Source organism: Mucilaginibacter sp. L196 (assembly GCF_009765905.1).
GTDB lineage: Bacteria > Bacteroidota > Bacteroidia > Sphingobacteriales > Sphingobacteriaceae > Mucilaginibacter.
This window is the reverse complement of sequence record NZ_LMUO01000019.1, coordinates 1-24,207: the sequence shown is the minus strand read 5'-3', so window position 1 is coordinate 24,207 and position 24,207 is coordinate 1. Positions and strand designations below refer to the sequence as shown.

Genomic DNA, 24,207 nt, shown 5'->3' with positions numbered 1-24,207 from the left:
ATTTTTTAATTATCCCTGACGTTGTTTGTACTTCGGGTTCTTTTTGTTAATAACATAAAGTTTACCGTTGCGGCGGATGATTTTACAATCAACACTACGCTTTTTAATGGATGCTCTAACTTTCATCTCTTTGTTTATTTATATCTATAGGTTATTCTACCCTTTGTTAAATCGTATGGACTCATTTCCAATTTCACTCTGTCACCAGGTAAAATTTTAATATAGTGCATTCGCATTTTGCCGGAAATATGCGCAATAATTTCATGACCATTCTCCAATTCAACCCTGAACATAGCATTAGATAATGCCTCCCTGATAGTTCCGTCTTGTTCAATCGAAGATTGTTTAGCCATATTTTACTGATTATTACTCAATTATCCACCCTAAAAGCGGGATGCAAAATTAATAAAAATTTTTTAATTATTATTTTTTTCTTTTAAAACATTATCAACGTATGAAAACGTTGACAGAATATCTACTTTTCCTTTGGTTACAGCTACGGTATGCTCGTAATGTGCTGATGGTTTTTTATCAACTGTTGATACTGTCCATCCATCATCCCAAAACTTAACACCGGCACGGCCTGCATTTATCATTGGTTCAATGGCAATTACCATTCCTTCTTCCAATTTAATGCCCGATCCGCGTTTACCATAATTAGGTACTTCTGGCTTTTCATGCAGATGTAATCCTACGCCATGGCCAACCAATTCTTTAACTACGCCAAAACCATGCTTTTCAGCATGCTCCTGTACTGCATAACCTATATCGCCTATACGCATCCCTACTACAGCCTTTTCAACACCAAAGTCAAGACATTCACGGGTAACACGCATAAGTGTCTTAACGGTGTCGCTAACCTCGCCTATGGCAAAAGTAAAAGCCGAATCGCCGTAGTATTTATTTAATACAACGCCACAATCAACTGATACCAGATCACCTTCAACCAATACATGGTTACCAGGAAAACCGTGTACTACCTGATCGTTAAGAGAAATACATAACGAGTAAGGGAAACCATGATAATTCAAGAAGGCAGGAACGCCACCGTTATCACGTATAAAGGCTTCAGCAAGTTTGTTTAATTCAATAGTTTTAACACCCGGAGCAATAACCTTAGCTATCTCTCCGAGTGTTTTAGATACAAGTAAAGAACTTTCTCTTATTAGTTCTATCTCTTCGACAGACTTATAATTGATCTTTGACATTGCTTATCTTTTTAAATAACCGGGGTAGTTCCTGTAACAGCAGGTGCTGAACTACGGGCTTTTATCCTACCGGTTTTCATTAATCCGTCGTAATGGCGCATTAATAAATGACTTTCAATTTGTTGTAAGGTATCTAAAATTACACCTACTAAGATGATAAGCGATGTTCCTCCAAAGAATCTTGAGAAGAGGCTGCTTACACCCATCATGCTAACAACAGCAGGTATAATAGCAATTATTGCTAATGCTAATGCACCTGGTAAGGTAATTTTAGAAATAATATCATCAAGAAAATTAGCTGTTGCTCTACCTGGTTGAACACCCGGAATAAAGCCGCCATTCTTTTTCATATCCTCAGCCATTTGATTCGGGTTAACCGTAATAGCCGTATAAAAGAAAGTAAATAGTATAATTAATATCGCAAATAATAGGTTATGCTCCCATGAATTATAGTTAGCCAAGCCCATTACCACAGAGTTTGCAGCAACACTTGGAAACATTGTAGGGATATATGCCGGGATAAACATTAATGCTTGAGCAAAAATGATCGGCATTACGTTTGCCGCATTCACTTTTAAAGGAATGTATTGGCGTACACCACCGTATTGTTTATTACCAATAATACGTTTTGCATATTGCACAGCAACCTTTCGGGTACCTTGCACAATCAAAATGGTAAACATTACAACTGCAATATAAGCTACAATCTCAACCACAAAGGTAATTAAACCACCCTGGCCGCTTCTGCGTGCATTAAATTCAGTTACAACCGCGCCAGGTAATGAAGCGATGATACCAATCATGATGATCAATGATATACCGTTACCAATACCTTTATCAGTTATACGCTCGCCTAACCACATTACAAATAAGGTACCTGATGTTAATACAAATACGTTTAATATAGTAAAGAATGGATCTCCAATTAACCTTGCATCAGGGCCGATCTGAGATTTCAAATAGCCTATTGCTTGTAAAGCCGTAATACCTATTGTTAGGTAACGGGTCCACTGGTTAATTTTGTTTTGACCGCTTTCGCCTTCTTTTTGCAGTTTAGCAAAGTATGGCACTGCTATACCAAGCAATTGCACCACAATTGAAGCCGAGATATAAGGCATTACTCCTAATGCAAAAATCGATGCACGCGAAAACGCGCCACCGGCAAACATGTTTAATAATCCTAATAAACCTTCTTTAGCGCTAGTGTTTAATGATGCAGGATCTACACCAGGTAAAACAATAACGCAACCTATACGGTATATTAAAAGAAATAAGAGTGTGTTGGTTATACGCACTCTTAAATCCTCGATTTTCCAAATATTGGATAATGTGGTGAAAAAATTCTTCATTGAAAAATTATAGCTTAACTATGGTACCACCAGCCGCTTCAATTGCTTTTTGCGCTGTGGCAGTAAATGCATGTGCTTTAACTTCTAAAGTGGCTTTCAGTTCGCCACGACCTAAAATCTTAACAAGGTCGCTTTTTTTCGATACTAAACCATATTCCTTTAGTGTTGCAAAATCAATTGATGTAACTGAATGTTGCTCAACTAAGCCTTGTAATACATCAAGGTTAACACCAACGTATTCTACGCGGTTGTTATTCTTGAAGCCTACTTTAGGCACACGGCGTTGTAATGGCATCTGTCCACCTTCGAAACCAATTTTGGCTGAAGTACCTGAACGTGAACCCGCACCTTTATGGCCACGGGTTGATGTTCCACCACGGCCTGAACCAGTACCACGGCCTATTCTTTTTCTATTTTTAGTAGAACCTTCTGCAGGTTTTAAATTACTTAAATTCATGATATTAAATATTTTCTACCGCTACCAAATGGTTAACTTTCTTCACCATACCGATGATAGCCGGATTAGCTTCAACTTCCACGCTGTGGTTAATTTTACGAAGACCTAAGGCTTCGATGGTTCTTTTCTGGCGTTCACTTCTATCGATCACGCTTTTAATCTGAGTTATTTTGATTTTTGCCATGACTAATTATCCGTTAAATACTTTACCTAAACTAACGCCGCGGTGTTGTGCTACAGTATAAGCATCACGTAATTGTGATAATGCTGATACTGTTGCTTTAACCACGTTGTGCGGGTTTGATGAACCTTTTGATTTTGCCAATACGTTGTGAACACCTGCAGACTCTAATACTGCACGCATCGCACCACCAGCAATTACACCGGTACCATTTGCAGCTGGTTTAATGAAAACAAAACCACCTGAAAATTTACCAATTTGCTCATGAGGTACAGTACCGTTAATGATAGGCACTTTTACCAAGTTCTTTTTAGCATCATCAATGCCTTTAGCAATAGCTTCAGTTACTTCTTTAGCTTTACCTAAGCCATAACCTACAACACCGTTCTCGTCGCCTACTACTACGATAGCAGAAAAGCTGAATGTACGGCCACCTTTGGTTACTTTGGCTACACGTTGTATGCTCACCAAGCGGTCTTTTAATTCGATCTCGCTTGTTTTTACTCTTTTTATGTTGATTGTTGACATTTCCTGTTTCGATTAAAAGTTTAAACCGCCTTCACGTGCACCTTCAGCCAGTGATTTAACACGGCCATGGTACAAATAACCGTTTCTATCGAAAACAACATCTTTAATGCCAGCAGCTAAGGCCTTCTCAGCTACCAGTTTGCCTACGGCTACTGATTGATCTGATTTGGTACCTGGTGTTGCTACAAAATCTTTTGATAAAGATGATGCTGATACAATAGTTTTTCCGGATACATCGTCAATTATCTGGGCATAAATACCTTTATTGCTTCTGTATACAGACAAGCGCGGACGCGCTGTTGAACCTGAAAGGCGTTTTCTGATGCCTTTCTTTATTCTGTCTCTTCTTGATAGTTTAGCTCCCATGACGATTATTTTTTAGATGCTGATTTACCTGCTTTTCTTCTCAATACTTCGCCAACAAACTTGATACCTTTACCTTTGTAAGGCTCTGGTGTACGTAACGAGCGTATTTTTGCAGCTACCTGACCGATCAATTGTTTATCAATTGATTCAAGAATGATAGTTGGGTTTTTTCCCTTTTCAGCAGTTGTTGAAACTTTAATTTCTTGTGGCAATTCAAATACCCAGTGGTGAGAATAACCCAACACTAAATCTAATGTATTACCTGTATTGGTTGCGCGGTAACCTACACCCACTAATTCCTGCTCAATTTTGTAACCAGTGGTTACACCTACAACCATATTATTTAAAAGCGAACGGTATAACCCGTGTAATGCTTTGTGGCGTTTTTGCTCTGAAGGGCGCTTAACAAGCAAATTTCCTTCTTCCTGCTCAACAATGATGTCACTGTCTACAGCTTGATGCAACTCACCTTTAGGGCCTTTAACAGTAACCAGGTTCTCTGGTGATACAGTTATAGTTACTCCCTGCGGTAGTGCTATTGGTGCTTTTCCTATTCTTGACATTGCTTAATTTCTCCTATTAATAAACGTAGCATAAAACTTCACCACCAACATTTTGCTGACGAGCTTCTTTATCGGTCATTACACCGTGAGAAGTTGACAGGATGGCGATACCTAAACCATTTAATACTCTTGGCATATTATCCATGCCTGCGTATTTCCTCAAACCTGGTTTACTTATACGTGCGATGCTGCGGATAGCAGAAATTTTAGTTATCGGATGGTATTTTAATGCCACTTTAATAGTTCCTTGCGGGCCATTTTCCTCAAACTTGTAGTTCGCGATGTAACCTTTGTCGAAAAGCACCTTAGTGATTTCCTTTTTCAGATTTGATGCAGGAATTTCAACAACCCTATGGTTGGCTTTAATAGCATTCCTTACTCTTGTAAGATAATCTGCGATTGGATCTGTATTCATTTTTGTATGTTATGACAGTGGTTTCCTTCCCGTAACGTCCGGGACGACCTTCTATCGGTTAATTCTTCATTTTAGTATCTAGTCGCTAATATCAAGCAACCAGTATTGATTTTCATCTTGATACTTGCTACTATATACTTGCTACTGAAATATTACCAGCTAGCTTTTCTTACTCCCGGTATTTTACCAGCAAGGGCCATTTCACGGAATGTAACACGTGAAATACCGAATTGGCGCATATAACCACGAGGGCGGCCAGTTAATTTGCAACGGTTGTGCAATTTCACCGGTGATGCAGCTTTAGGTAATTTATCTAAACCTGCGTAATCGCCTGCTGCTTTAAGAGTTTCTCTTTTTTCAGCATATTTAGCTACTAACTTAGCACGTTTAAGTTCACGTGCTTTTATACCTTCTTTAGCCATTGATATTTTGATTTTTAAATGGTAATCCAAATTGTTTAAGCAACTCAAGTGCTTCAACATCGTTTGTTGCCGAGGTTACAAAGGTAATATCCATACCTTGAATTTTATTGATTTTATCAATATTAATCTCAGGGAATATAATTTGCTCTGTAATACCTAAAGTATAGTTACCTCTTCCGTCAAAACCTTTATCATTGATGCCTTTAAAATCACGTATACGTGGTAAAGCAACCGCGATCAAACGATCTAAAAACTCATACATTGTGTTGTCACGCAAGGTAACACGTACGCCAATTGGCATATTTTTACGCAATTTAAAGTTTGATATATCTTTTTTAGATTTTGAAGATACTGCTTGCTGGCCGGTAATGGTAGTTAACTCAGTAATGGTGTTCTCGATAAGTTTTTTATCGGTAGTTGCACCACCTACACCCTGGTTAATTGCAATTTTTTGCAATTTAGGAACCTGCATAACGCTTTTGTACTGAAATTTATCTTTCAGCGCGGTACGAATTTCGTCCTTGTATTTTGTTTTTAATCTTGGTGTGTAAGTCATTACTTAATTTCCTCCCCTGATTTTTTCGATACCCTTACTAATTTGCCGGCATCATTTAATTTCCTTCCAACACGTGTTGGTTTACCAGTTTTGGCATCAACCAACGCTAAGTTAGATACGTGTATAGCAGCTTCCTGTTTAACAATTCCGCCGTTAGGATTAGCAGCATTAGGTTTTGTATGTTTTGATACTAAGTTAGCACCTTCAACAATTGCTCTGCCTGTAGCTAATATTACTTCAGTTATTTTACCTTGCGTACCTTTTGAGTCGCCAGCTATCACCTGCACTAAATCACCCTTACGGATTTTTAATTTAGCTGGTTGTGCGTGTTTTTTCTTATCCATTGTTACAATACCTCCGGTGCTAATGATACAATTTTCATAAATTGTTTCTCACGCAGTTCCCTTGCAACAGGGCCGAAGATACGTGTACCACGTGGCTCGTCCTGGTTGTTTAACAATACTGCTGCGTTATCGTCAAAACGTATATATGAACCGTCTTTTCTACGGATTTCTTTTTTGGTACGTACTACTACCGCTTTAGATACAGTACCTTTTTTCACGTTACCTGATGGTATCGCGCTTTTTACGGTAACTACTATCTTATCGCCAATAGAAGCATATCTTTTGCCGGTACCGCCCAATACGCGGATAACTAAAACTTCTTTAGCGCCGCTGTTATCAGCTACATTTAATCTTGATTCCTGTTGTACCATGTTATTTAGCCCTTTCTAAAATTTGAACTAATCTCCAGTTTTTGCTTTTGCTCAACGGGCGTGTTTCCATTATCAAAACGGTATCACCAATACCACAGGTATTAGTCTCGTCATGAGCCATAAATTTGGTAGTTTTCTTAACGAACTTACCATAAATCGGGTGCTTCACCTTCCGCTCAACAGCTACAACGATAGATTTTTCCATCTTGTTGCTAACTACCAGGCCGGTACGTGTTTTTCTTAAATTTCTTTCCATTTCTAAAAAATTAATTCTTTTCAGAAGCCGGCGCAGCTTTGCGCTTAGTTAATTCAGTAGTTAAACGAGCAACTTCCTTGCGTACTTTTGTGATACGTGTTGGGTTCTCAATAGCTGAAACTGCATGTGCAAATTTCAGTTTGGTGAGATTCGCTCTCTCTTCGCCGATTCTTGCAACCAATTCTTCAGTTGATAGCTCTAAAATTTCTGAGTTCTTCATTTTCTCTTGTTAGTTATTTGAGTTTTTAGTTCTAAGCCCGCTTATCAAACTGATAACTGCAAACTCAAAACCGCTAACTTTTTTATTTATGCTTCTACGTAATCTCTACGTACTATAAATCTTGTTTGTACCGGCAGTTTCTGCGCTGCAAGGCGTAAAGCCTCTTTAGCAACGTCCAATGGCACACCTTCTGCTTCAAAGATGATCCTTCCGGGGCGTACTACCGCTACCCAGTATTCAGGGGCACCTTTACCTTTACCCATACGTACTTCCGCTGGTTTTTTGGTTACAGGTTTGTCAGGGAATATTCTGATCCACACCTGGCCTTCACGTTTCATAAAACGTGTTACAGCAATACGGGCAGCCTCGATCTGACGGCTGGTAATCCAGGCCGGCTCGAGTGATTTTATACCGAAAGATCCGAATGAAAGTTCAGCGCCACGACTGGCGTTTCCCTTCATCTTGCCTTTTTGCATCTTTCTGAACTTAGTTCTTTTTGGCTGTAGCATTTTCTTAAGCTTTTATATCAAAATGATATATTAATCTACTATTGTTATTATCTCTTTGCTGGACCACCCGGGCGATTGCCACCTGGACGGCTGTTTCCTGGACCACCTGGGCGATTTCCACCACCACCACGGTTGTTAGGGTTACCACCTGGTTTCCTGTCACCACCGCCTCTGCGATCGTTACGGTCACCACCTCTTTCGTTGCCACCACGGCCACCGAAACCGGCTGCGTTACCTTCTGGGCGTCCACCTTTACCGCTGTTGCTGCTTGTACCACCAATGTTTGGAGACAAGTCGCGTTTGCCGTAAACTTCACCTTTACAGATCCAAACCTTAACACCTATTTTACCATAAGTAGTTAATGCTTCTGCTAAAGCGTAGTCAATATCAGCACGGAAAGTGTGCAAAGGAATTCTTCCTTCTTTATATTGTTCGCTACGTGCCATTTCCGCACCGCCTAAACGGCCTGATGTCATCACTTTAATTCCTTCAGCACCCATTCTCATGGTTGAAGCAATTGTGGTTTTCATCGCACGACGGAAAGAGATACGTGCTTCTAATTGTTTTGCTATGCCTTCTGCAACTAATTGTGCATCAAGCTCTGGGCGTTTGATTTCGAAGATATTGATCTGAACTTCCTTTTTAGTAAGTTTTTTCAACTCCTCTTTGATCTTATCAACCTCAGCGCCACCTTTACCTATTACAATACCCGGGCGTGCAGTGTGGATAGTTACCGTGATGCGTTTTAAAGTACGCTCAATAACTATTTTAGATACACCACCTTTGTTTATACGTGCTGAAAGGTATTTGCGGATCTTTTCGTCTTCAACTAATTTATCGGCATAGTGATTTCCACCGAACCAATTAGAATCCCAACCTTTGATGATTCCTAACCTGTTACCTATTGGATTTGCTTTCTGTCCCATAATTAGTTGTTATCGTTTTTACTGTCCACAATAAGTGTTACATGGTTTGAGCGTTTGCGGATACGGTATCCTCTTCCTTGCGGAGCAGGGCGTAATCTTTTTAACTGGCGGCCACCACCTACCGAGATCTCTTTAACATATAGAGCGCTATCTTCAACACGTTTGTCTTCATTTTTTGCTTCCCAGTTTTTAATAGCTGATAACAATAATTTCTCAACGCGTATCGCGGCTTCTTTATTAGTAAATTTTAAGATGTATAACGCTTTCTCAACGTTTTCACCACGTATCAGATCAACCACCAAACGCATTTTGCGAGGTGAAGTTGGGCAGTTCTGTAATTTAGCAACTGAAGATCCACCCACAAGGGCTTTTGCTGCTTCTTTTTGTTGCCTGATTAGTACAGACTTTTTGATTTTAGTTGTTGCTTCCATGCCTTATTTTTTCTTTTCTGCGTGACCGCGGAATGTACGGGTTGGGGCAAATTCACCCAACTTATGACCAACCATATTTTCTGTTACATACACAGGGATAAATTTGTTACCGTTGTGTACTGCGAATGTATGACCAACAAAATCAGGAGAGATCATGGAACGTCTCGACCATGTTTTTACAACTGATTTCTTGTTTGAATCATTTAGCGTCGTAACCTTTTTGTCAAGGTTATGATCGATGTAAGGTCCTTTTTTAATTGAACGAGCCATTATTTTTTCCTTCTTTCAATGATATAACGATCCGATGATTTCTTTTTGTCACGAGTTTTGTAGCCTTTAGCTAATAAACCTTTGCGTGAACGTGGGTGACCACCTGAGGCTCTTCCCTCACCACCACCCATAGGGTGATCTACCGGGTTCATGGCTACACCACGAACTCTTGGGCGACGACCTAACCAGCGTTTGCGACCAGCCTTACCTAACACCGCGTTTGCTTTTTCGCCATTTGAAACGGTACCGATAGTTGCCAAACAAGTTGACAAGATCATACGTGTTTCGCCTGAAGGCAATTTGATGATAGCGTATTTGCCGTCACGTGCTGATAGCTGAGCATAAGCACCTGCACTACGTGCGATGATACCACCCTGGCCTGGATTTAATTCAATGTTATGAATAATAGAACCCAATGGGATATTTTTCAATGGCATTGTATTTCCAACTTCAGGAGCTGCTGTTTCGCCTGATACAACAGTTTGTCCAACTGTTAATCCTGCCGGAGCGATCATATATCTTTTTTCACCATCTACAAAGTGAAGTAGCGCTATACGGGCTGAACGGTTAGGATCATACTCAATAGTTGCAACCTTTGCAGGGATGTCAAATTTATTACGTTTGAAATCTATTAACCTATATGCTTGCTTATGACCACCACCCATGTAGCGCATAGTCATTTTACCGCTGTTGTTACGACCGCCCGATCTTGTATTAGCTGATACAACTAACGATTTTTCAGGAACGTTAGTAGTGATGTCAGAATTAATAACATCAACTCTGAAACGGGTGCCCGGTGTAACCGGTTTAAATCTTTTAACTGCCATCTCTATTATATATTGCTGTAAAAGTCTATAACTTCACCGTCTTTCAGCGTGATGATCGCTTTTTTATACGAAGCAGCACGACCGCTAACGGCGCCTGCTTTAGTATTGCGGCTTTTTAATTTACCAACGTACCTCATGGTATTTACATCTGTAATGTTAACACCGTACATTTTTTCAATAGCTGCTTTTATTTGGATTTTGTTGGCATGTGGGTCAACTATAAAAGCATAACGATTAAGCTTCTCAGTTAATTGAGCTACTTTTTCGGTAAGTAAGGGTTTTCTTAAAATTTCCATAATTACTTAGCTAATGCTTCCTCCAAAGTTTTAACAGCACCAGCGGTTAGTAAAAGTTTGCCAGCGTTTAACACATCATAAGTGTTTAACTGATCGGCAGTAATAACTTTCGCTTTCTTCAAGTTTCTGCTTGATAAATACACATTGTTATCTGCAGTTGCCAATACTAATAATGTTCTTACGTTAGTAACATTAAGATCGGCTACCATTTGTATGTAGTTTTTAGTTTTGATAGAATCAAAATTGAAATCTTCCAAAACAACTACATTGTTATCTTTTGCTTTATATGATAAGGCTGATTTACGTGCCAGCGCTTTAAGTTTCTTATTTAATTTGAAACTGTAATCGCGTGGTTGCGGACCGAATACACGGCCACCACCGTTAAACAATGGTGATTTTACGCTACCTGCACGGGCACCGCCGGTACCTTTTTGCTTATATAATTTGCGGGTTGAACCTGCAATCTCATTACGCTGTTTTGATTTGTGCGTACCTTGACGTTGATTAGCTAAAAACTGCTTAACATCAAGATAGATAGCGTGATCGTTAGGTTCGATACCGAATACGGACTCAGGAAGTTGCACTTTGGCACCTGTTTCTTTACCTGATACATTTAATACTTTAACTTCCATCTTATTTATCCACTATTACGAATGAACCCTTAGCTCCAGGTATGGAACCTTTAACTACTAATAGGTTTTGCTCAGGATAAACCTTCAAAACTTCTAAGTTTTGAACCTTAACGCGCTCATTACCCATTTGACCAGCCATACGCATACCTTTGAATACACGAGAAGGCCATGATGACGCTCCTAATGAACCCGGTGCACGTAGACGATTGTGCTGACCGTGAGTTTGCATACCCACACCACCAAAACCGTGACGCTTTACAACACCCTGAAATCCTTTACCTTTTGAAGTACCTACCACGTCAACAAAATCTCCGCTAGCGAAAATATCTACAGTGACAGTATCACCTAAGTTTTTTTCGTCTTCGAAAGTTTTGAATTCAACAAGCTTACGCTTTGGAGCAGTACCGGCTTTTTGGAAGTGGCCTTTTAAAGGGCCTGAGGTGTTTTTTTCTTTCTTGTCGCCATATGCTAACTGAACAGCAGCATATCCGTCTGTATCCACAGATCTAACTTGTGTTACAACGCAAGGGCCAGCTTCGATTACTGTACAAGGAATGTTTTTCCCTGTTTCATCGAAAATGCTGGTCATTCCTACCTTTTTACCAATAATTCCTGACATTTTCTTTTAATTTATTTGTGCCCATCGAAGCAGTAGGGCTTCGTTCAAGGCAATTCTTCCCCGTTAAGGGACGGCAAAGATAGGAACTTTCCATTAAATATCAAATAGTTACTACGTTATTTTTTCATAAATATTTGGTAAAGCCTTTTTGGGGATAAGGAACTCATTAAAAGCAATATCCTGTTGATTTGACGGATCTGTTTTTTTGATTAATCAATACTTATTTCTTAAATTCAGCTCGACTATTAACTGATCTTATTATTGACTCAATGAAGAATCTCACCCAAACCAGTTTTGTGCTGATTGTTGCCGTTTTATTTTTAGGTTGTAAGCAACCTGCAACAAGTACTAATACAACCACTACCACTACTGTTTTAACCACAGTTACAAGCACACATGATCGCTTAGGAAAAGCAACCCGCGAGGATAAAAATGGTTGGATCTATGTCCATTTAGCTGGTTCGCCATCGGATATTGGTTTTCAGCATGGTTACCTATTAGCGAAAGAAATAGATACCTTGATTAAAGTGATGCAGTTTTATTTGCCGCATACCAGTAAAAGGGATTGGACCTTTTATCGCGCAGCTTCAAAAAGATTCATGTGGAATAAGATAGATCCTGAATATCAGGCCGAATTAAAAGGTATTGCCGAGGGCTTAAACGCTAAAGGCTATAAATATGACAGCCTTGACCTTGTAGCGTTGAATGCCAATATTGAGCTTTCGCAATATTATGTGCCGGGATTGGATAATAAAATTAAGCCGGGCAGTGGTAATAATAAAGCACCCGGCAATTGCAGCGCTTTTATCGCCACTGGCAAATACACTAAAGACGGCAAGATTGTAATCGGCCATAATAACTGGACAGATTACATTGAAGGTGAACGCTGGAATGTTATTGCAGATATCACCCCACAAAAGGGCAACCATATATTAATGGACTGCGCCCCGGGTTTTATCCACAGCGGTGATGATTTTGTGGTAACCAATAGCGGCATATTAATTACCGAAACTACCATAACCGGTTTCTTAGGTTTTGATACTACGCGTACACCTGAATTTGTTCGCGCCCGCAAAGCCGCACAATACAGTAAAAGTATTGATGACGTAATTCGTATTATGACTACGGATAATAATGGCGGTTATGCCAATGATTGGCTGATTGGTGATATTAAAACCAACGAGGTTGCCAAGCTGGAACTTGGCTTGAAAGATTATAAAGTTTGGCGATCAAAAGATACCGCTATGATAGGCTCTAATTTCCCAAGTGATCCTAAGCTGATAAAAGAAGAAACTACATTTAACGTAAATGATCCTACCAACTCTCCTAATGCCCGCAAATTAAGGATGCAGCAATTAGTAGCTGTTGATTATAAAGGCAAATTGAATGATGCAACCGGTAAAGTTATTGAAGGTGACACCTACGATGCTCTAAACAAAAAACATGCTCTTGATCGTTGTGTAATCGATGGCCACGTAGATCAAGACCCTAAAGGTGTACCAGAATGGAACGAAGGACCATACTACCCAATGGGCGCTGTGCAAGGAAAAGTTACCACCAGCGCCCTAGCCAGCAACATGCAGCTTTGGGCGCATATGGGCCATCCCGGCGGTACCGATTTTTTAGCGGGGCCATTCTTTAAAAAACACCCGGAATATGGTTACCAAAGCAAATACCTCCGCGATATGAAGGCTTATCCCTGGACTTTGTTTACGGCTAAATAATATCGACGATATGTTATTGACTTGATGATTGCCCTTCGACCGGTGTAGTTGCGCTCGACGAATTATTGTTAAACAAACTAATACCAAAGCCTATACCTAACCAGGGTTTGCCGTTATATATCCAACCGGCTTCGGGATTTGTTGGGGTGGGGATATTGGTCGTTTTGCTGATAAAGTCAAACCCACCGCCGACCAGAAAGCTGATATTTTTATACGTTATTAAATAATGTAAAGAAGGTGTAAACGCGGGCCTTGTTGTACTGGTTAACAAAGGCGAAGTACTGCTTGTTGATTTGGTGGCATCAGTAGTACCATCGGGATAAACATTAGTTGAAGATGCATCAAGAGAAACTGACGATAATGAAAGGCCAACTACAAAACCCCAGGTGAATGCACTGTTAGCATTAAATTTCTTTTGAAAATATACCGCGCCGCCAACACTTAGGTTATTGGTAAATGAAAATTTATCAAACCGAAGTTTAAAGGGTGTACTCAATATGCCAAAAGAGATGTCCCAACTAGGTACACTTACATAGGGTGAACAATATTTGTCAAAATCACTTTTTGTGAGGACAAAGAATAACCTATTATCATTTAAGGCATGAATACTTGATGGCGCGTATGGTTGATCGGCATCCTTTTTAAAATTAAATGTCTTACGCTCCATTATCCGATCCTGTTGTTCGTAGTATTTCTTATTTTCTTCATATGAAGAGCCCGAAACCTTTGAAGTGAGTTCTTCTGTTTGCTGGCCGCTTTTAATACTCCATATCCAAAACGAGATTACCAGGTCGCCACCGGATGTTACAGACATTACCGTAAACCTGGATCCCTTTAACACAATTGGGCCAGTACTTGACACGCTGTCTCCTACTGAGTTTGCACATGATTTAACACGCAAACTCTGATTAAAAATAAAAGTTTTACCGCCGTAAGGGTTATTGGTTGTAGTATCGACAGGCTTAACTGCAGTCGGTGAATCAGCTTTTACACTAATTTCGGCTGGCAAGTATTTGAATGTTTTGGTTTTACCAAATGCGCTTGACAGTATTATACAAAAAGATAATACCAAGCCAGTTTTAAAGGCTATTTTTTTCATGATAAGGATAGGTTAAGGCATAAAGATTATCTTACTGCCTGATTTACAGCTAATTTAAAAACAAAAAATTAATTTATCAAGAGATAATATTCTTTTTTCAAGACTTTCTTTATCCAGAATAGTTTATATTCTTGCTGGGTGATTGATAGATTACAGTTTAAAGATATGTAGTGTATAACATTAACTATATTTTTGCATTTTATTAATGCTATGAACTTTTATACACGTAAATGGGTAAAACCCGAAGACCTTAATGCACATGGTACATTATTCGGTGGCAGGTTATTAAGCTGGATAGATGAAGAAGCCGCGATATATACTATTGTACAGTTAGAAACTAATGGCTGTGTTACTAAATACATGTCGGAGATCAACTTTATCAACTCTGCACGTCAGGGTGATATTATTGAGTTGGGTATTAAAGCAACGCACTTCGGTAACACTTCTATCACCTTAACCTGCGAAGTGCGCAACAAAATCACCCACAAAACTATCCTGACAATAGATAAGATCGTATTTGTTAGTCTTGATGATAATGGCAAACCCGTAAAACACGGTAAAACAGAGATTACTTATACTGATGAACGATTGAGGGAGGAAGATTAATTATTCCATCATCAATCTTCTGATCAATTCGCCACTTTGCGCTTTACCCTCATCCAAACGGTGACTAAAGAAGTTTTGTACTTCGTTGAAGTGTTTTTTGTAGCCTTCCATATCGCCATAACCAATAATAGCCGACCATTCGCGCACTGCGGAGTGAAATTCCAAATCGTCACCACGGATGGTTTTATCGTATAGGGCGGTTTCTATGGATTCTTCCAGTAACGCTTCGTTTTTAAATAGATACTCAGCAATACCTAAGCGCAAGCGGAAAGGCGGCGTTTGGCAGATGAGGTTGTCATAAGGATTTACGCCCAGGTGATACCAGGCATCAACCATACTTAATATGCTTAGGTGCGAGTTGGGTTTTTGAAGTTCAGGTTGGGATGATAGGGAAAATTCCTTCATAACCGTATCGCTTAACATTATCGGCTTGCGGCTTTCATGGAAAACAAAATCCCGTGCACGGTACAGGCGAGTTCTGAAAGCGTCTTCCTCCTCTTTAATCATCAACTTAAATAATTCCGACTCCGATTCAGCATAAGCTTTAACCTGCTGTCTTGCGTATGGGTTTAATATAGCCAAACCAGCGTACACGTGTGCTTTGTAGCTGAATATACGCAGGGTGGTTAATATCTTCACATTATCAATACCACCAACATAGGATCCGTTTTCCCAAGGAAAAAACCCGGCAGATTTCCAGGCGGTACCCATGCTTTCAAATCCTACGTGGGTTACGGCTTGGGTATCGGCTACAATTTTATCGTGCTCGTGGTAGTCGGCCATTTCTACTATATCAGTTTCGATAGCGGTAAACAGATCGAGCATTCGTTTGTAAGCCTCCTTATCCGTGCGATGCGGGATCAGGATCAGCTTCTGCCCTTTCGGTTCAAAACCTGGGCCGTGCATAGCATGAAAAGTGATTATCTTGGCATCAGCGGGTAGATATTTTTCAAAGATATTTACCTCCGGAGTTTTAACTGAAGTTTGCCCGGCCACTATCGCACCGAACTTAGTTACCGGGCCACATTCGGCGGCCACCTGCTCTAGCTTTTCAGCTTCTACCGAATAAATAATCAGGTCGTTAGTTCGGGCAACATCTTTGCCGCTATCTAATATTTTTATACCAAAAGGTGAGAGTTCCTGCTTAAGCGAATTTATATTTTCGGGCAAATCGCAACCGCATACGGTGTAACCTGCTTTTGCAAAGGCCTTTGCGTAAAGCTTGCCCATGTCGCCCAAACCAATCATGCCAATATTCATTCTGCTAATATAACTATGAGCGGCAAATTTCCGTATGAAAGGAGAAAAACAACACCTTAAATCATCGCTTAACAAACAATAAAACAAAATTATGCTTGTTTTATTAGCATTGTTATATGTAATTTCACAATATGAAGAAGCCGCTTACCCTTCAATTCCTTATTGTATTAACTTGTTTTAGTGTAGCATCCCTTTATGCGCAGGATTCTGTGAAAAAGGTTCCGGTTACAAAACCGGCCGTTACCAATCCGTATGCGAAGTACAAAACGTACAAACCTGCCACCGGAACCTACGCATCAAGAGTAACCGACAGCACAAAAGCAGGTATTGCAACTGCAAAATCCGCAGAACCAGTAGATAACAGCCTTAAGGGCCAATACCAATATTTACTAACCAAGGTTTACGCTTATCAGCAACCGTTATTGAATGCTTTTCACAAGAGTATTACCGATACCCTTACTCAGGAGCGCAAGAGCTTAAAGGCTTCACAAAGCGAGCTGGCTGTTGTTAATAAAACTATCGATAGTTTACAGGCCAGCATCAAAGCAAATACACAATCACTAAACGAATCCAACGAAAAAGTGAATCAAGTAAGCCTGATCGGTGTACCGCTCACCAAGGCAACCTATAACCTGATTATGTGGGGACTGGTAATCATATTTGGTGCTGTTGCTGCAATTGTTATAGCAAGATCAGGAGCAAGTATGCGTGAAGCTAAATACCGCACCCAACTATATAGCGAACTGGAAGAAGAATACCGCGTATACAAAGCCAAAGCCGTTGAAAAAGAAAAGAAAATGGCCCGCGAACTGCAAACCGAGCGCAACAAGCTCGACGAGCTTTTAGGCAGGGGATAATTATCTATGAAGGCTTACTTATTCGGATGGAACCCTATTAAGTTTAAGTGGGATGATTTGGATGATGATATTGCCAAACTACAGGCAGGCCATAGACTTGAGGAAGACTGGAGCGTAGCTAGCCACAAAACCATCCGCCCCGGCGACAGGGCCTATTTTGTTCATGTTGGCATAGAGCCTAAAGGCATATTCGCCTCGGGTATTATATCATCCGAGCCATTCCTCGCTTTACGTAAGGGCAGAACATACCACCGTATCGTTATCGAATTTGATGTACTGCTCAACCCCGACAAGCACCCCATACTCACTTTAGATATTTTAAAAACCGGCAACCTCACCGCCCAAACCTGGACACCGCAAGCATCCGGCATCTCTATCCGGCCGGAATTGGTTGATGAGCTGGAAGGTGTCTGGCAGGATTTCCTGAATCCGGAATAGCTGTACTGTACCGCGGCACAAGTGGAACAGGTGGTACATTTGGTACACTTTTAGGCTAAAAAAATGCCGTTTGAGTACTAAAAAACGCCTTTTTACCACTTAAAAATCCCTTAAAAATAGCATTTTGAAGCTTATTTTCGCCCTAAAACACCTGAAAAATGACGGTTTTGATCAAAAAAAGACTGTAAAATTACTGCTTTTTACCTTTTTAAACTTTAAATTGTACCGCTATGGTACTCATATTTATTCTTTATCTTCGGAAACCTTCGCTCTAAATAATAGCATAAATTGTAACATTTACTATACCAGGCAATCCAATATTTTAAAATTCATAAATTGGATCTATGAAAGTTACCTTATCAATTTTATTGGCGCTGGCAACATTGGCTGCCTGTAACAATAAACCTCCATTGAGTGCTGCCGCCGCGAATAAACTTCAGGCTCTGTTAGATAACAAAGAGTATTTTAAATTGGAAACCCTGGTAAAATTATATAATGATAGTTTGGGTGATGAAAAGAAGCTGTACTATACATCTTTTATTGATAATGTATTCAACCGCAATGTTGATTGTATAAATGATGTAGACCTACTTTTAAAAAACTTCCCCAATCAGCTACCCGATTCTGTTAAGGCTAATATGAGGCGTTTGCAAAGTGATAGCTATTTCAAAATATATCAATACGCCAAAGCGGCACAAGCGGATAGCAGCATATTAAAACTGTACTCAAAGGCATTGTCTAAAGATTATATCGACGATATTAAAAATGATATTTTACTTCGCAGCGCTTTAAAAAATACCGCGCCTCAGCAAACCATTACAAAAAACAACACCTCAATACCCTGGTCGCACAATAAACTTGGATTGATCGAAATTCCTGTAAAATGCAACGCTACTGTTTACAATGGAGTGTTCGATACCCGGGCCAATATATCAACCATAACAAAAACCTATGCTACAAAATTAGGTCTGCATATTTTAAATGTTTCTTACAATGAAAGCAGTGGTGCAACTGGCGTTACTTTTAAAACTGGTATGGGCATTGCCGACAGCCTCTATATTGGCGACATACTGGTAAAAAACGTAGTATTCCAGGTAATGCCCGACGCTATATTGTACATTGCCCCCGTTAAGTTTCAACTTAACATGATCATCGGCTTCCCGGTTATTGAACAATTGGGCGAAGTGCATATTTTCAAGAATGGTAAAATGACCATTCCGCTAATTCCCGCCAAAAGCGACCTGCATAATTTTGCGCTTGATGGCCTCGACCCGGTTATTGCCTTAAAAGCAGGTAAAGACACGCTGGACTTTCATTTCGATTCCGGTGCAAGCTCGTCAATGTTTTATGTGTCCTATCTCAACAAATATAAAGCCGACGTTATAAAAACCGCCAAAAAGAAGATGGTCGGTTTCGGCGGAGCAGGCGGCTCACAAAAGAAGGAAGTGTATGTGCTCCCTAAAATCAACCTCACCCTGGGCAACAAAACCGTAACCGTGGACAGTGTTGATGTACTCCAGCAAAAAATAGTCCCCGATGAAAAATTCTACGGCAACATCGGCCAGGACTTCACCAAAAACTTCAACGAGATTATTTACAATTTTAAGTATATGTACATAAAAGGGAATTGATCCAAATTTTAAAGCGTTTTTGCTGCTAAATAATTTATATATTACAATCTTAAATACATCAATATGCAATTCAAAAAAAGATCCCTAATTATTGCAGGTGCTATATTTTTAACTGTGCCATGCTACGATATTGTAAAAACCATTTACAAAGAAGGTGTAAAGGATGGAAAAGCCAATGTGGTGAATACCGTAATCATAAAGAAACAAGTTACTAAGTGATACGGTCATAAGAGTTAAAAAACTCTACGCCAGTTCAAGCGTCCACGCTTACTCTATTATAGGCCAACAATTATTGTAATCGTAGATACTTACACCGTTCTACATTCAAGCGAAAGATGCTTAAACGGTCAAAGATAATATTATTGTAAGCGTGGACGCTTACATCGTTCTGCATTCAAGCGAAAGACGCTTGAACGGGCAAAAAGTTGATTTGCATACCATAGAGATTGCTTCGTTCCTTGCAATGACGCATATATATAGAAAAATGTAAAAAACACTGACCTAAGTTAACCGCAAAATTCTGCATCGTCTGGTTCGGCAACCACACCATAAGTTCAAGCACAACCCTTCAAAGAAGCAGGCGCAGCCGGAAGTTTTCTTTTGGTTACTTTTCTTTTTGACGGCCAAAAAGAAAGTGACGTTTAGCGCAGCGATACCAAAGAAAAGAAAACGCCAATGCAATGCTGTAGAAGTGCACACCGCAGAAGATTCTTCACTACGTTCAGAATGACAAAGGGGTATGAATAATGCTTCGCTCTTCCAATGACAATCCAACGAAAAAGCCATCCGAAAATCGAATGGCTTTTTATATCTTGAATCTTGATTCTTATATCCTGACTCTAGCTTTCGTACCTTCCGGTACTATCACACTTTGATTTCAACTTCAACTCCACTTGGCAATTCAAGTTTCATTAAAGCGTCTACAGTTTTTGAGTTAGAGCTGTAGATATCCAATAACCTCTTGTAAGAGCATAATTGGAATTGCTCACGTGCTTTTTTGTTTACGTGCGGTGAACGCAATACTGTAAAGATTTTCTTTTCAGTTGGTAAAGGTAGCGGTCCGCTTACTACAGCGCCGGTAGGCTTTACAGTCTTAACGATCTTCTCAGCTGATTTATCAACCAAGTTGTAATCGTAAGATTTTAGTTTGATTCTGATTCTTTGGCTCATTTTGTTTTTGCTTTATACCAACCCTAAGAGCTATTTATTAGGGTTGATGGATTTATTGTATTTAATAAGTTGATTGGAAAATAAAAGAACTAATCTCTACTCACCAATCAACTAATTACTAATTACGCGTTTTGTGCTGCTTTTTTACCTTTTACTTTAGCAACTACTTCTTCCTGTACGTTACGTGGTGCTTCAGCATAGTGATCAAACTCCATGGTTGAAGTAGCACGGCCTGAAGTAATGGTACGTAACTGAGTTACATAACCAAACATTTCCGACAATGGTACAGTTGCTTTAATTACCTGTGCACCTGCACGTGAATCCATACCTAACAGCTGGCCACGACGACGGTTCATGTCACCGATAACATCACCCATGTTTTCTTCAGGGGTTAATATTTCGATTTTCATGATCGGCTCTAACAACATTGGTTTACATTTTGGCAATGCCTCACGGTAAGCCATCTTAGCTGCTAACTCGAAAGATAGCGCGTCTGAATCGACCGCGTGGAATGAACCATCAATTAACCTTACTTTTAAGTTAGTTAAAGGGAAACCTGCTAACACACCATTTGCCATTGAAGCCGCGAAGCCTTTTTCAACAGATGGGATAAACTCACGAGGGATTGAACCACCGCTAATTTCGTTAACAAATTGTAATCCTTCTTTACCTTCGTCGTTTGGTGATAATATAACTTGTATATCAGCAAATTTACCACGACCACCGGTTTGTTTCTTATAAGTTTCACGGTGCTGGATAGAACCAGTGATTGACTCTTTGTAAGCAACTTGTGGCGCGCCTTGGTTAACCTCTACTTTAAACTCACGTTTCAAACGATCCATGATGATATCTAAGTGAAGCTCGCCCATACCTGAAATTACAGTTTGGCCGGTTTCTTCGTCAGTATTCACACGGAAGGTTGGATCTTCTTCAGATAATTTACCTAAAGCCATACCTAATTTATCAACGTCAGCCTGAGTTTTAGGCTCAATAGCCAAACCGATAACCGGCTCAGGGAAGTTCATTGATTCCAGGATGATCTGGTGTTTCTCGTCGCAAAGGGTATCACCTGTTTTAATATCTTTAAAGCCTACTACCGCAGCAATATCACCTGCACCTACGTTAGGTATAGGGTTTTGCTTGTTAGCATGCATTTGGAATATACGTGAGATACGCTCTTTATTGCTTGAACGCATGTTATATACATACGAGCCTGCCTCTAAGTTACCAGAGTATACGCGGATAAAGCACAAACGGCCTACGAAAGGATCCGTCGCGATTTTAAACGCTAATGCAGCAAATGGTTCTTTTTCTGATGGCTGGCGTACAATTTCTTCGCCTGTATCAGGGTTAGTACCAACAATACCATCAACATCAAGTGGCGAAGGCAATAGCTCCATCACGTAATCAAGCATGGTTTGTACACCTTTGTTTTTGAAAGATGAACCACAAACCATAGGAACGATCTTAGCATCTAAAACTGCTTTACGTAAAGCGTCAAGCACTTCGCGTTCAGTGATAGTTTCAGGAGCGTCAAAGAATTTCTCCATCAGGCTCTCATCGTAATCAGCAACTGATTCCAATAATTTCTCTCTCCACTCAGTAGCCTCTTCGATCATATCCTCAGGGATAGGCACTTCAGTAAAGGTCATACCTTTATCATGCTCATTCCAAACAATACCTCTCCAGTTAATTAAGTCAATAACACCTTTAAAGTTCTCTTCTGCACCAATTGGCAACTGAAGTGGAACAGCGTTACTGCCTAACATACTTTTCACTTGTTTTACAACATTTAAAAAGTCGGCACCTGAACGGTCCATTTTATTAACGAAACCTATACGGGCAACGTTGTAGTTGTTAGCAAGTCTCCAGTTAGTTTCTGATTGAGGCTCAACACCATCAACAGCACTAAATAAGAACACTAAACCATCTAATACACGTAACGAGCGGTTTACTTCTACAGTAAAATCCACGTGTCCCGGAGTATCGATAATGTTAATGTGGTAGTTATGGCCACGGTATTTCCAGCCAACAGTAGTAGCCGCAGAGGTAATGGTAATACCACGTTCCTGCTCCTGCGCCATCCAGTCCATTGTAGCTGCACCTTCGTGTACTTCACCAATCTTGTGGCTAACGCCCGAGTAGTAAAGGATACGCTCTGTTGTAGTGGTTTTACCGGCATCAATGTGAGCGGCAATACCTATGTTTCTTGTATATTTAAGATCTCTTGACATCTATTTTTTTGATTTTGATTTTCCTGATTCTATTTAACAACTACACCGATTATAACGTGTAAACATAAATAATCGGTGTAATCGTACTATTAAATCGGTGTAATCTAATTTATTAGAAACGGAAATGTGAGAACGCTTTGTTAGCCTCAGCCATTTTGTGCGTATCTTCTTTCTTCTTCACTGCTGCACCTTCACCTTTAGCTGCTGACATGATCTCGCCTGCTAATTTCTCCATCATGGTTTTTTCACCACGACGACGTGCATAGCTGATCAGCCATTTCATACCCAAAGCAATTTTACGCTCCGGACGAACCTCTGTAGGTACCTGGAAGTTAGCACCACCAACACGGCGGCTTTTTACTTCAACAGCAGGCATTACGTTATTTAAAGCTTTTTTCCAGGTTTCTAACCCGTTTTCGCTTGTTTTCTTTTCAACTATTTCAACTGCATTGTAAAATATGGTGTAAGCGGTAGATTTTTTACCATCATACATCATGTTATTTACAAACCTGGTTACCAAAATATCATTGAATTTTGGATCAGGAAGAAGGATTCTCTTTTTCGGTTTTGACTTTCTCATTTTTACTATCCTCCTTTAATTATTTCTTTTTACCTTTTGTTGGAGCCGCAGCTACTTGACCTGGTTTAGGGCGTTTAGTACCGTATTTTGAACGGCGCTGATTACGACCCGCAACACCTGATGTATCTAACGCGCCACGGATGATGTGGTAACGTACACCTGGTAAATCTTTAACACGACCACCACGGATTAATACAATTGAGTGTTCCTGCAAGTTGTGTCCTTCACCTGGGATATAAGCGTTAACTTCTTTTCCATTGGTTAAGCGCACACGGGCAACTTTACGCATTGCTGAGTTTGGTTTTTTAGGGGTAGTGGTATACACACGGGTGCATACTCCTCTTCGCTGTGGACAGCTGTCCAACGCTGGTGACTTACTCTTGTCAACCAGAGCTACTCTACCTTTTCTAACTAATTGCTGAATAGTAGGCATTTTTTCCTTTTTGTATTTACAGTTTTATCCTTATTTTAAGGACTGCAAAGGTAGGGACAATATTTCTGATTTTCAATAGGGTACGCTAATTATTTTTCACAATAGCCTTAACTACCATGTCATTGCGAGCGCAGCGTGGCAATGACATGCTGTACAGAGTAACCGTATATAGTCTTGAACCATGATTTTCATGACTTAAAGATGGATTGAAAAAAGCAAATCAAAATCATGAAATCCTTTAATCCTATGAATCAAGGTTCAGACATTTTGAAAACCACTGCCTCTGCTCCTATCAAAGTCAGCCCCGCTTTCCGCTCATACGCGCACAGGCATTAAGCCAATGTCATTAAGTTAAGCCCCACCTAAATCCTCCCCGGTAGGGAGGACTTAAAAAAACAAACGCGGGCGAAGCTAAAGTCTCCCCTTCCG

At 40.0% G+C, this 24,207-nt stretch carries 36 protein-coding genes; 6 read left to right on the top strand and 30 right to left on the bottom strand.

Features of this window, described 5'->3' with window-relative positions:
* Window positions 1-9: 9 nt before the first annotated feature.
* From rpmJ to rplC, 24 genes are all read right to left on the bottom strand, one after another.
* Window positions 10-126 (bottom strand): 50S ribosomal protein L36, encoded by a 117-nt coding sequence (gene rpmJ / locus GSQ74_RS16515; RefSeq protein ID WP_073405774.1) that lies wholly within the window; start codon window positions 124-126, stop codon window positions 10-12.
* An 8-nt stretch (window positions 127-134) separates the two neighbouring features.
* Window positions 135-353: a translation initiation factor IF-1 gene (gene infA / locus GSQ74_RS16510; protein WP_022833270.1), complete on the bottom strand. Its 219-nt coding sequence runs from the start codon at window positions 351-353 to the stop codon at window positions 135-137.
* Window positions 354-416: 63 nt separating this feature from the next.
* Entirely contained in the window at window positions 417-1,208 is a 792-nt protein-coding gene (gene map / locus GSQ74_RS16505) for a type I methionyl aminopeptidase (RefSeq protein WP_158995332.1), read from the bottom strand.
* Between the two features lie 11 nt (window positions 1,209-1,219).
* Window positions 1,220-2,557, bottom strand: coding sequence for a preprotein translocase subunit SecY (gene secY / locus GSQ74_RS16500; RefSeq protein WP_158995330.1), 1,338 nt, complete (start codon window positions 2,555-2,557; stop codon window positions 1,220-1,222).
* A 7-nt stretch (window positions 2,558-2,564) separates the two neighbouring features.
* Entirely contained in the window at window positions 2,565-3,014 is a 450-nt protein-coding gene (rplO, locus tag GSQ74_RS16495; protein ID WP_158995328.1) for a 50S ribosomal protein L15, read from the bottom strand.
* 4 nt (window positions 3,015-3,018) lie between these two features.
* On the bottom strand, window positions 3,019-3,198 hold the full coding sequence (gene rpmD, locus GSQ74_RS16490; RefSeq protein WP_158995326.1) for a 50S ribosomal protein L30: 180 nt from the start codon (window positions 3,196-3,198) through the stop codon (window positions 3,019-3,021).
* Window positions 3,199-3,204: 6 nt separating this feature from the next.
* Window positions 3,205-3,723, bottom strand: coding sequence for a 30S ribosomal protein S5 (gene rpsE / locus GSQ74_RS16485; protein ID WP_158995324.1), 519 nt, complete (start codon window positions 3,721-3,723; stop codon window positions 3,205-3,207).
* Window positions 3,724-3,735: 12 nt separating this feature from the next.
* Window positions 3,736-4,098 carry a 50S ribosomal protein L18 gene (gene rplR, locus GSQ74_RS16480; protein WP_371724821.1) on the bottom strand — a complete coding sequence of 121 codons (363 nt, stop codon included), beginning with the start codon at window positions 4,096-4,098 and terminating at the stop codon, window positions 3,736-3,738.
* Window positions 4,095-4,652: a 50S ribosomal protein L6 gene (gene rplF, locus GSQ74_RS16475; RefSeq protein WP_158995320.1), complete on the bottom strand. Its 558-nt coding sequence runs from the start codon at window positions 4,650-4,652 to the stop codon at window positions 4,095-4,097. The genes rplR and rplF overlap by 4 nt, the downstream gene beginning before the upstream one ends.
* A gap of 16 nt (window positions 4,653-4,668) precedes the next feature.
* The gene (gene rpsH / locus GSQ74_RS16470) at window positions 4,669-5,067 is read right to left on the bottom strand and encodes a 30S ribosomal protein S8 (protein WP_158995318.1); all 399 of its coding nucleotides are present in this window, start codon (window positions 5,065-5,067) and stop codon (window positions 4,669-4,671) included.
* 152 nt (window positions 5,068-5,219) lie between these two features.
* Window positions 5,220-5,489 (bottom strand): 30S ribosomal protein S14, encoded by a 270-nt coding sequence (rpsN, locus tag GSQ74_RS16465; RefSeq protein WP_158995316.1) that lies wholly within the window; start codon window positions 5,487-5,489, stop codon window positions 5,220-5,222.
* Window positions 5,482-6,045, bottom strand: coding sequence for a 50S ribosomal protein L5 (gene rplE / locus GSQ74_RS16460; RefSeq protein WP_158995314.1), 564 nt, complete (start codon window positions 6,043-6,045; stop codon window positions 5,482-5,484). Before rplE ends, rpsN begins: the two co-directional genes overlap by 8 nt.
* Window positions 6,045-6,389 carry a 50S ribosomal protein L24 gene (gene rplX / locus GSQ74_RS16455; RefSeq protein ID WP_158995312.1) on the bottom strand — a complete coding sequence of 115 codons (345 nt, stop codon included), beginning with the start codon at window positions 6,387-6,389 and terminating at the stop codon, window positions 6,045-6,047. The genes rplE and rplX overlap by 1 nt, the downstream gene beginning before the upstream one ends.
* A 2-nt stretch (window positions 6,390-6,391) precedes the next feature.
* Window positions 6,392-6,760 carry a 50S ribosomal protein L14 gene (rplN, locus tag GSQ74_RS16450; RefSeq protein ID WP_067059744.1) on the bottom strand — a complete coding sequence of 123 codons (369 nt, stop codon included), beginning with the start codon at window positions 6,758-6,760 and terminating at the stop codon, window positions 6,392-6,394.
* A gap of 1 nt (window position 6,761) precedes the next feature.
* Complete coding sequence (gene rpsQ / locus GSQ74_RS16445) at window positions 6,762-7,016, bottom strand: 30S ribosomal protein S17 (protein WP_008506277.1); 255 nt, start codon at window positions 7,014-7,016, stop codon at window positions 6,762-6,764.
* Between the two features lie 10 nt (window positions 7,017-7,026).
* The gene (gene rpmC, locus GSQ74_RS16440; RefSeq protein WP_158995310.1) at window positions 7,027-7,236 is read right to left on the bottom strand and encodes a 50S ribosomal protein L29; all 210 of its coding nucleotides are present in this window, start codon (window positions 7,234-7,236) and stop codon (window positions 7,027-7,029) included.
* An 86-nt stretch (window positions 7,237-7,322) separates the two neighbouring features.
* Window positions 7,323-7,745, bottom strand: a complete 423-nt coding sequence (rplP, locus tag GSQ74_RS16435) for a 50S ribosomal protein L16 (protein WP_073405789.1) — start codon at window positions 7,743-7,745, stop codon at window positions 7,323-7,325.
* Between the two features lie 47 nt (window positions 7,746-7,792).
* Window positions 7,793-8,671: a 30S ribosomal protein S3 gene (gene rpsC / locus GSQ74_RS16430; RefSeq protein WP_158995308.1), complete on the bottom strand. Its 879-nt coding sequence runs from the start codon at window positions 8,669-8,671 to the stop codon at window positions 7,793-7,795.
* Window positions 8,672-8,673: 2 nt separating this feature from the next.
* A complete protein-coding gene (rplV, locus tag GSQ74_RS16425; protein WP_158995306.1) occupies window positions 8,674-9,102 on the bottom strand; it encodes a 50S ribosomal protein L22 in 429 nt (142 codons plus the stop codon).
* Between the two features lie 3 nt (window positions 9,103-9,105).
* On the bottom strand, window positions 9,106-9,372 hold the full coding sequence (gene rpsS / locus GSQ74_RS16420; protein WP_158995304.1) for a 30S ribosomal protein S19: 267 nt from the start codon (window positions 9,370-9,372) through the stop codon (window positions 9,106-9,108).
* Complete coding sequence (rplB, locus tag GSQ74_RS16415; protein WP_158995302.1) at window positions 9,372-10,199, bottom strand: 50S ribosomal protein L2; 828 nt, start codon at window positions 10,197-10,199, stop codon at window positions 9,372-9,374. Before rplB ends, rpsS begins: the two co-directional genes overlap by 1 nt.
* Before the next feature lie 5 nt (window positions 10,200-10,204).
* Window positions 10,205-10,495, bottom strand: coding sequence for a 50S ribosomal protein L23 (gene rplW, locus GSQ74_RS16410; RefSeq protein ID WP_158995299.1), 291 nt, complete (start codon window positions 10,493-10,495; stop codon window positions 10,205-10,207).
* Between the two features lie 2 nt (window positions 10,496-10,497).
* Window positions 10,498-11,127: a 50S ribosomal protein L4 gene (gene rplD / locus GSQ74_RS16405; RefSeq protein WP_158995297.1), complete on the bottom strand. Its 630-nt coding sequence runs from the start codon at window positions 11,125-11,127 to the stop codon at window positions 10,498-10,500.
* Between the two features lies 1 nt (window position 11,128).
* On the bottom strand, window positions 11,129-11,746 hold the full coding sequence (rplC, locus tag GSQ74_RS16400; protein WP_158995295.1) for a 50S ribosomal protein L3: 618 nt from the start codon (window positions 11,744-11,746) through the stop codon (window positions 11,129-11,131).
* Window positions 11,747-12,015: 269 nt separating this feature from the next.
* Here rplC and GSQ74_RS16395 point away from each other — a divergent pair, with 269 nt between their 5' ends.
* Window positions 12,016-13,470: a C45 family peptidase gene (locus GSQ74_RS16395; RefSeq protein WP_158995293.1), complete on the top strand. Its 1,455-nt coding sequence runs from the start codon at window positions 12,016-12,018 to the stop codon at window positions 13,468-13,470.
* A 13-nt stretch (window positions 13,471-13,483) separates the two neighbouring features.
* Here GSQ74_RS16395 and GSQ74_RS16390 read toward each other — a convergent pair whose 3' ends face one another.
* On the bottom strand, window positions 13,484-14,569 hold the full coding sequence (locus tag GSQ74_RS16390) for a hypothetical protein (RefSeq protein WP_158995291.1): 1,086 nt from the start codon (window positions 14,567-14,569) through the stop codon (window positions 13,484-13,486).
* 210 nt (window positions 14,570-14,779) lie between these two features.
* On the opposite strand from GSQ74_RS16390, the gene GSQ74_RS16385 reads away from it, so the two are divergent.
* Window positions 14,780-15,175: an acyl-CoA thioesterase gene (locus GSQ74_RS16385; RefSeq protein WP_158995289.1), complete on the top strand. Its 396-nt coding sequence runs from the start codon at window positions 14,780-14,782 to the stop codon at window positions 15,173-15,175.
* Here the strand turns inward: GSQ74_RS16385 and GSQ74_RS16380 are convergent, their stop codons facing one another.
* The gene (locus tag GSQ74_RS16380) at window positions 15,176-16,435 is read right to left on the bottom strand and encodes a prephenate dehydrogenase (RefSeq protein WP_158995287.1); all 1,260 of its coding nucleotides are present in this window, start codon (window positions 16,433-16,435) and stop codon (window positions 15,176-15,178) included.
* 131 nt (window positions 16,436-16,566) lie between these two features.
* Between GSQ74_RS16380 and GSQ74_RS16375 the strand changes: the two genes are divergently transcribed.
* From GSQ74_RS16375 to GSQ74_RS16360, 4 genes are all read left to right on the top strand, one after another.
* Window positions 16,567-17,292: a hypothetical protein gene (locus GSQ74_RS16375; RefSeq protein WP_158995285.1), complete on the top strand. Its 726-nt coding sequence runs from the start codon at window positions 16,567-16,569 to the stop codon at window positions 17,290-17,292.
* 6 nt (window positions 17,293-17,298) lie between these two features.
* The gene (locus GSQ74_RS16370) at window positions 17,299-17,730 is read left to right on the top strand and encodes a hypothetical protein (protein WP_158995283.1); all 432 of its coding nucleotides are present in this window, start codon (window positions 17,299-17,301) and stop codon (window positions 17,728-17,730) included.
* A gap of 344 nt (window positions 17,731-18,074) precedes the next feature.
* Window positions 18,075-19,361, top strand: coding sequence for a retroviral-like aspartic protease family protein (locus GSQ74_RS16365; protein WP_158995281.1), 1,287 nt, complete (start codon window positions 18,075-18,077; stop codon window positions 19,359-19,361).
* A 63-nt stretch (window positions 19,362-19,424) separates the two neighbouring features.
* Complete coding sequence (locus tag GSQ74_RS16360; protein WP_158995279.1) at window positions 19,425-19,580, top strand: hypothetical protein; 156 nt, start codon at window positions 19,425-19,427, stop codon at window positions 19,578-19,580.
* Window positions 19,581-20,225: 645 nt separating this feature from the next.
* On the opposite strand, the gene rpsJ is transcribed toward GSQ74_RS16360, so the two are convergent.
* The 4 genes from rpsJ to rpsL form a co-directional block, all read right to left on the bottom strand.
* On the bottom strand, window positions 20,226-20,531 hold the full coding sequence (rpsJ, locus tag GSQ74_RS16355; RefSeq protein WP_022830652.1) for a 30S ribosomal protein S10: 306 nt from the start codon (window positions 20,529-20,531) through the stop codon (window positions 20,226-20,228).
* 122 nt (window positions 20,532-20,653) lie between these two features.
* Complete coding sequence (fusA, locus tag GSQ74_RS16350) at window positions 20,654-22,765, bottom strand: elongation factor G (RefSeq protein WP_158995277.1); 2,112 nt, start codon at window positions 22,763-22,765, stop codon at window positions 20,654-20,656.
* Between the two features lie 112 nt (window positions 22,766-22,877).
* Complete coding sequence (gene rpsG, locus GSQ74_RS16345; RefSeq protein WP_158995275.1) at window positions 22,878-23,345, bottom strand: 30S ribosomal protein S7; 468 nt, start codon at window positions 23,343-23,345, stop codon at window positions 22,878-22,880.
* 19 nt (window positions 23,346-23,364) lie between these two features.
* Window positions 23,365-23,778 carry a 30S ribosomal protein S12 gene (rpsL, locus tag GSQ74_RS16340; RefSeq protein WP_073405808.1) on the bottom strand — a complete coding sequence of 138 codons (414 nt, stop codon included), beginning with the start codon at window positions 23,776-23,778 and terminating at the stop codon, window positions 23,365-23,367.
* Between the last annotated feature and the right edge of the window lie 429 nt (window positions 23,779-24,207).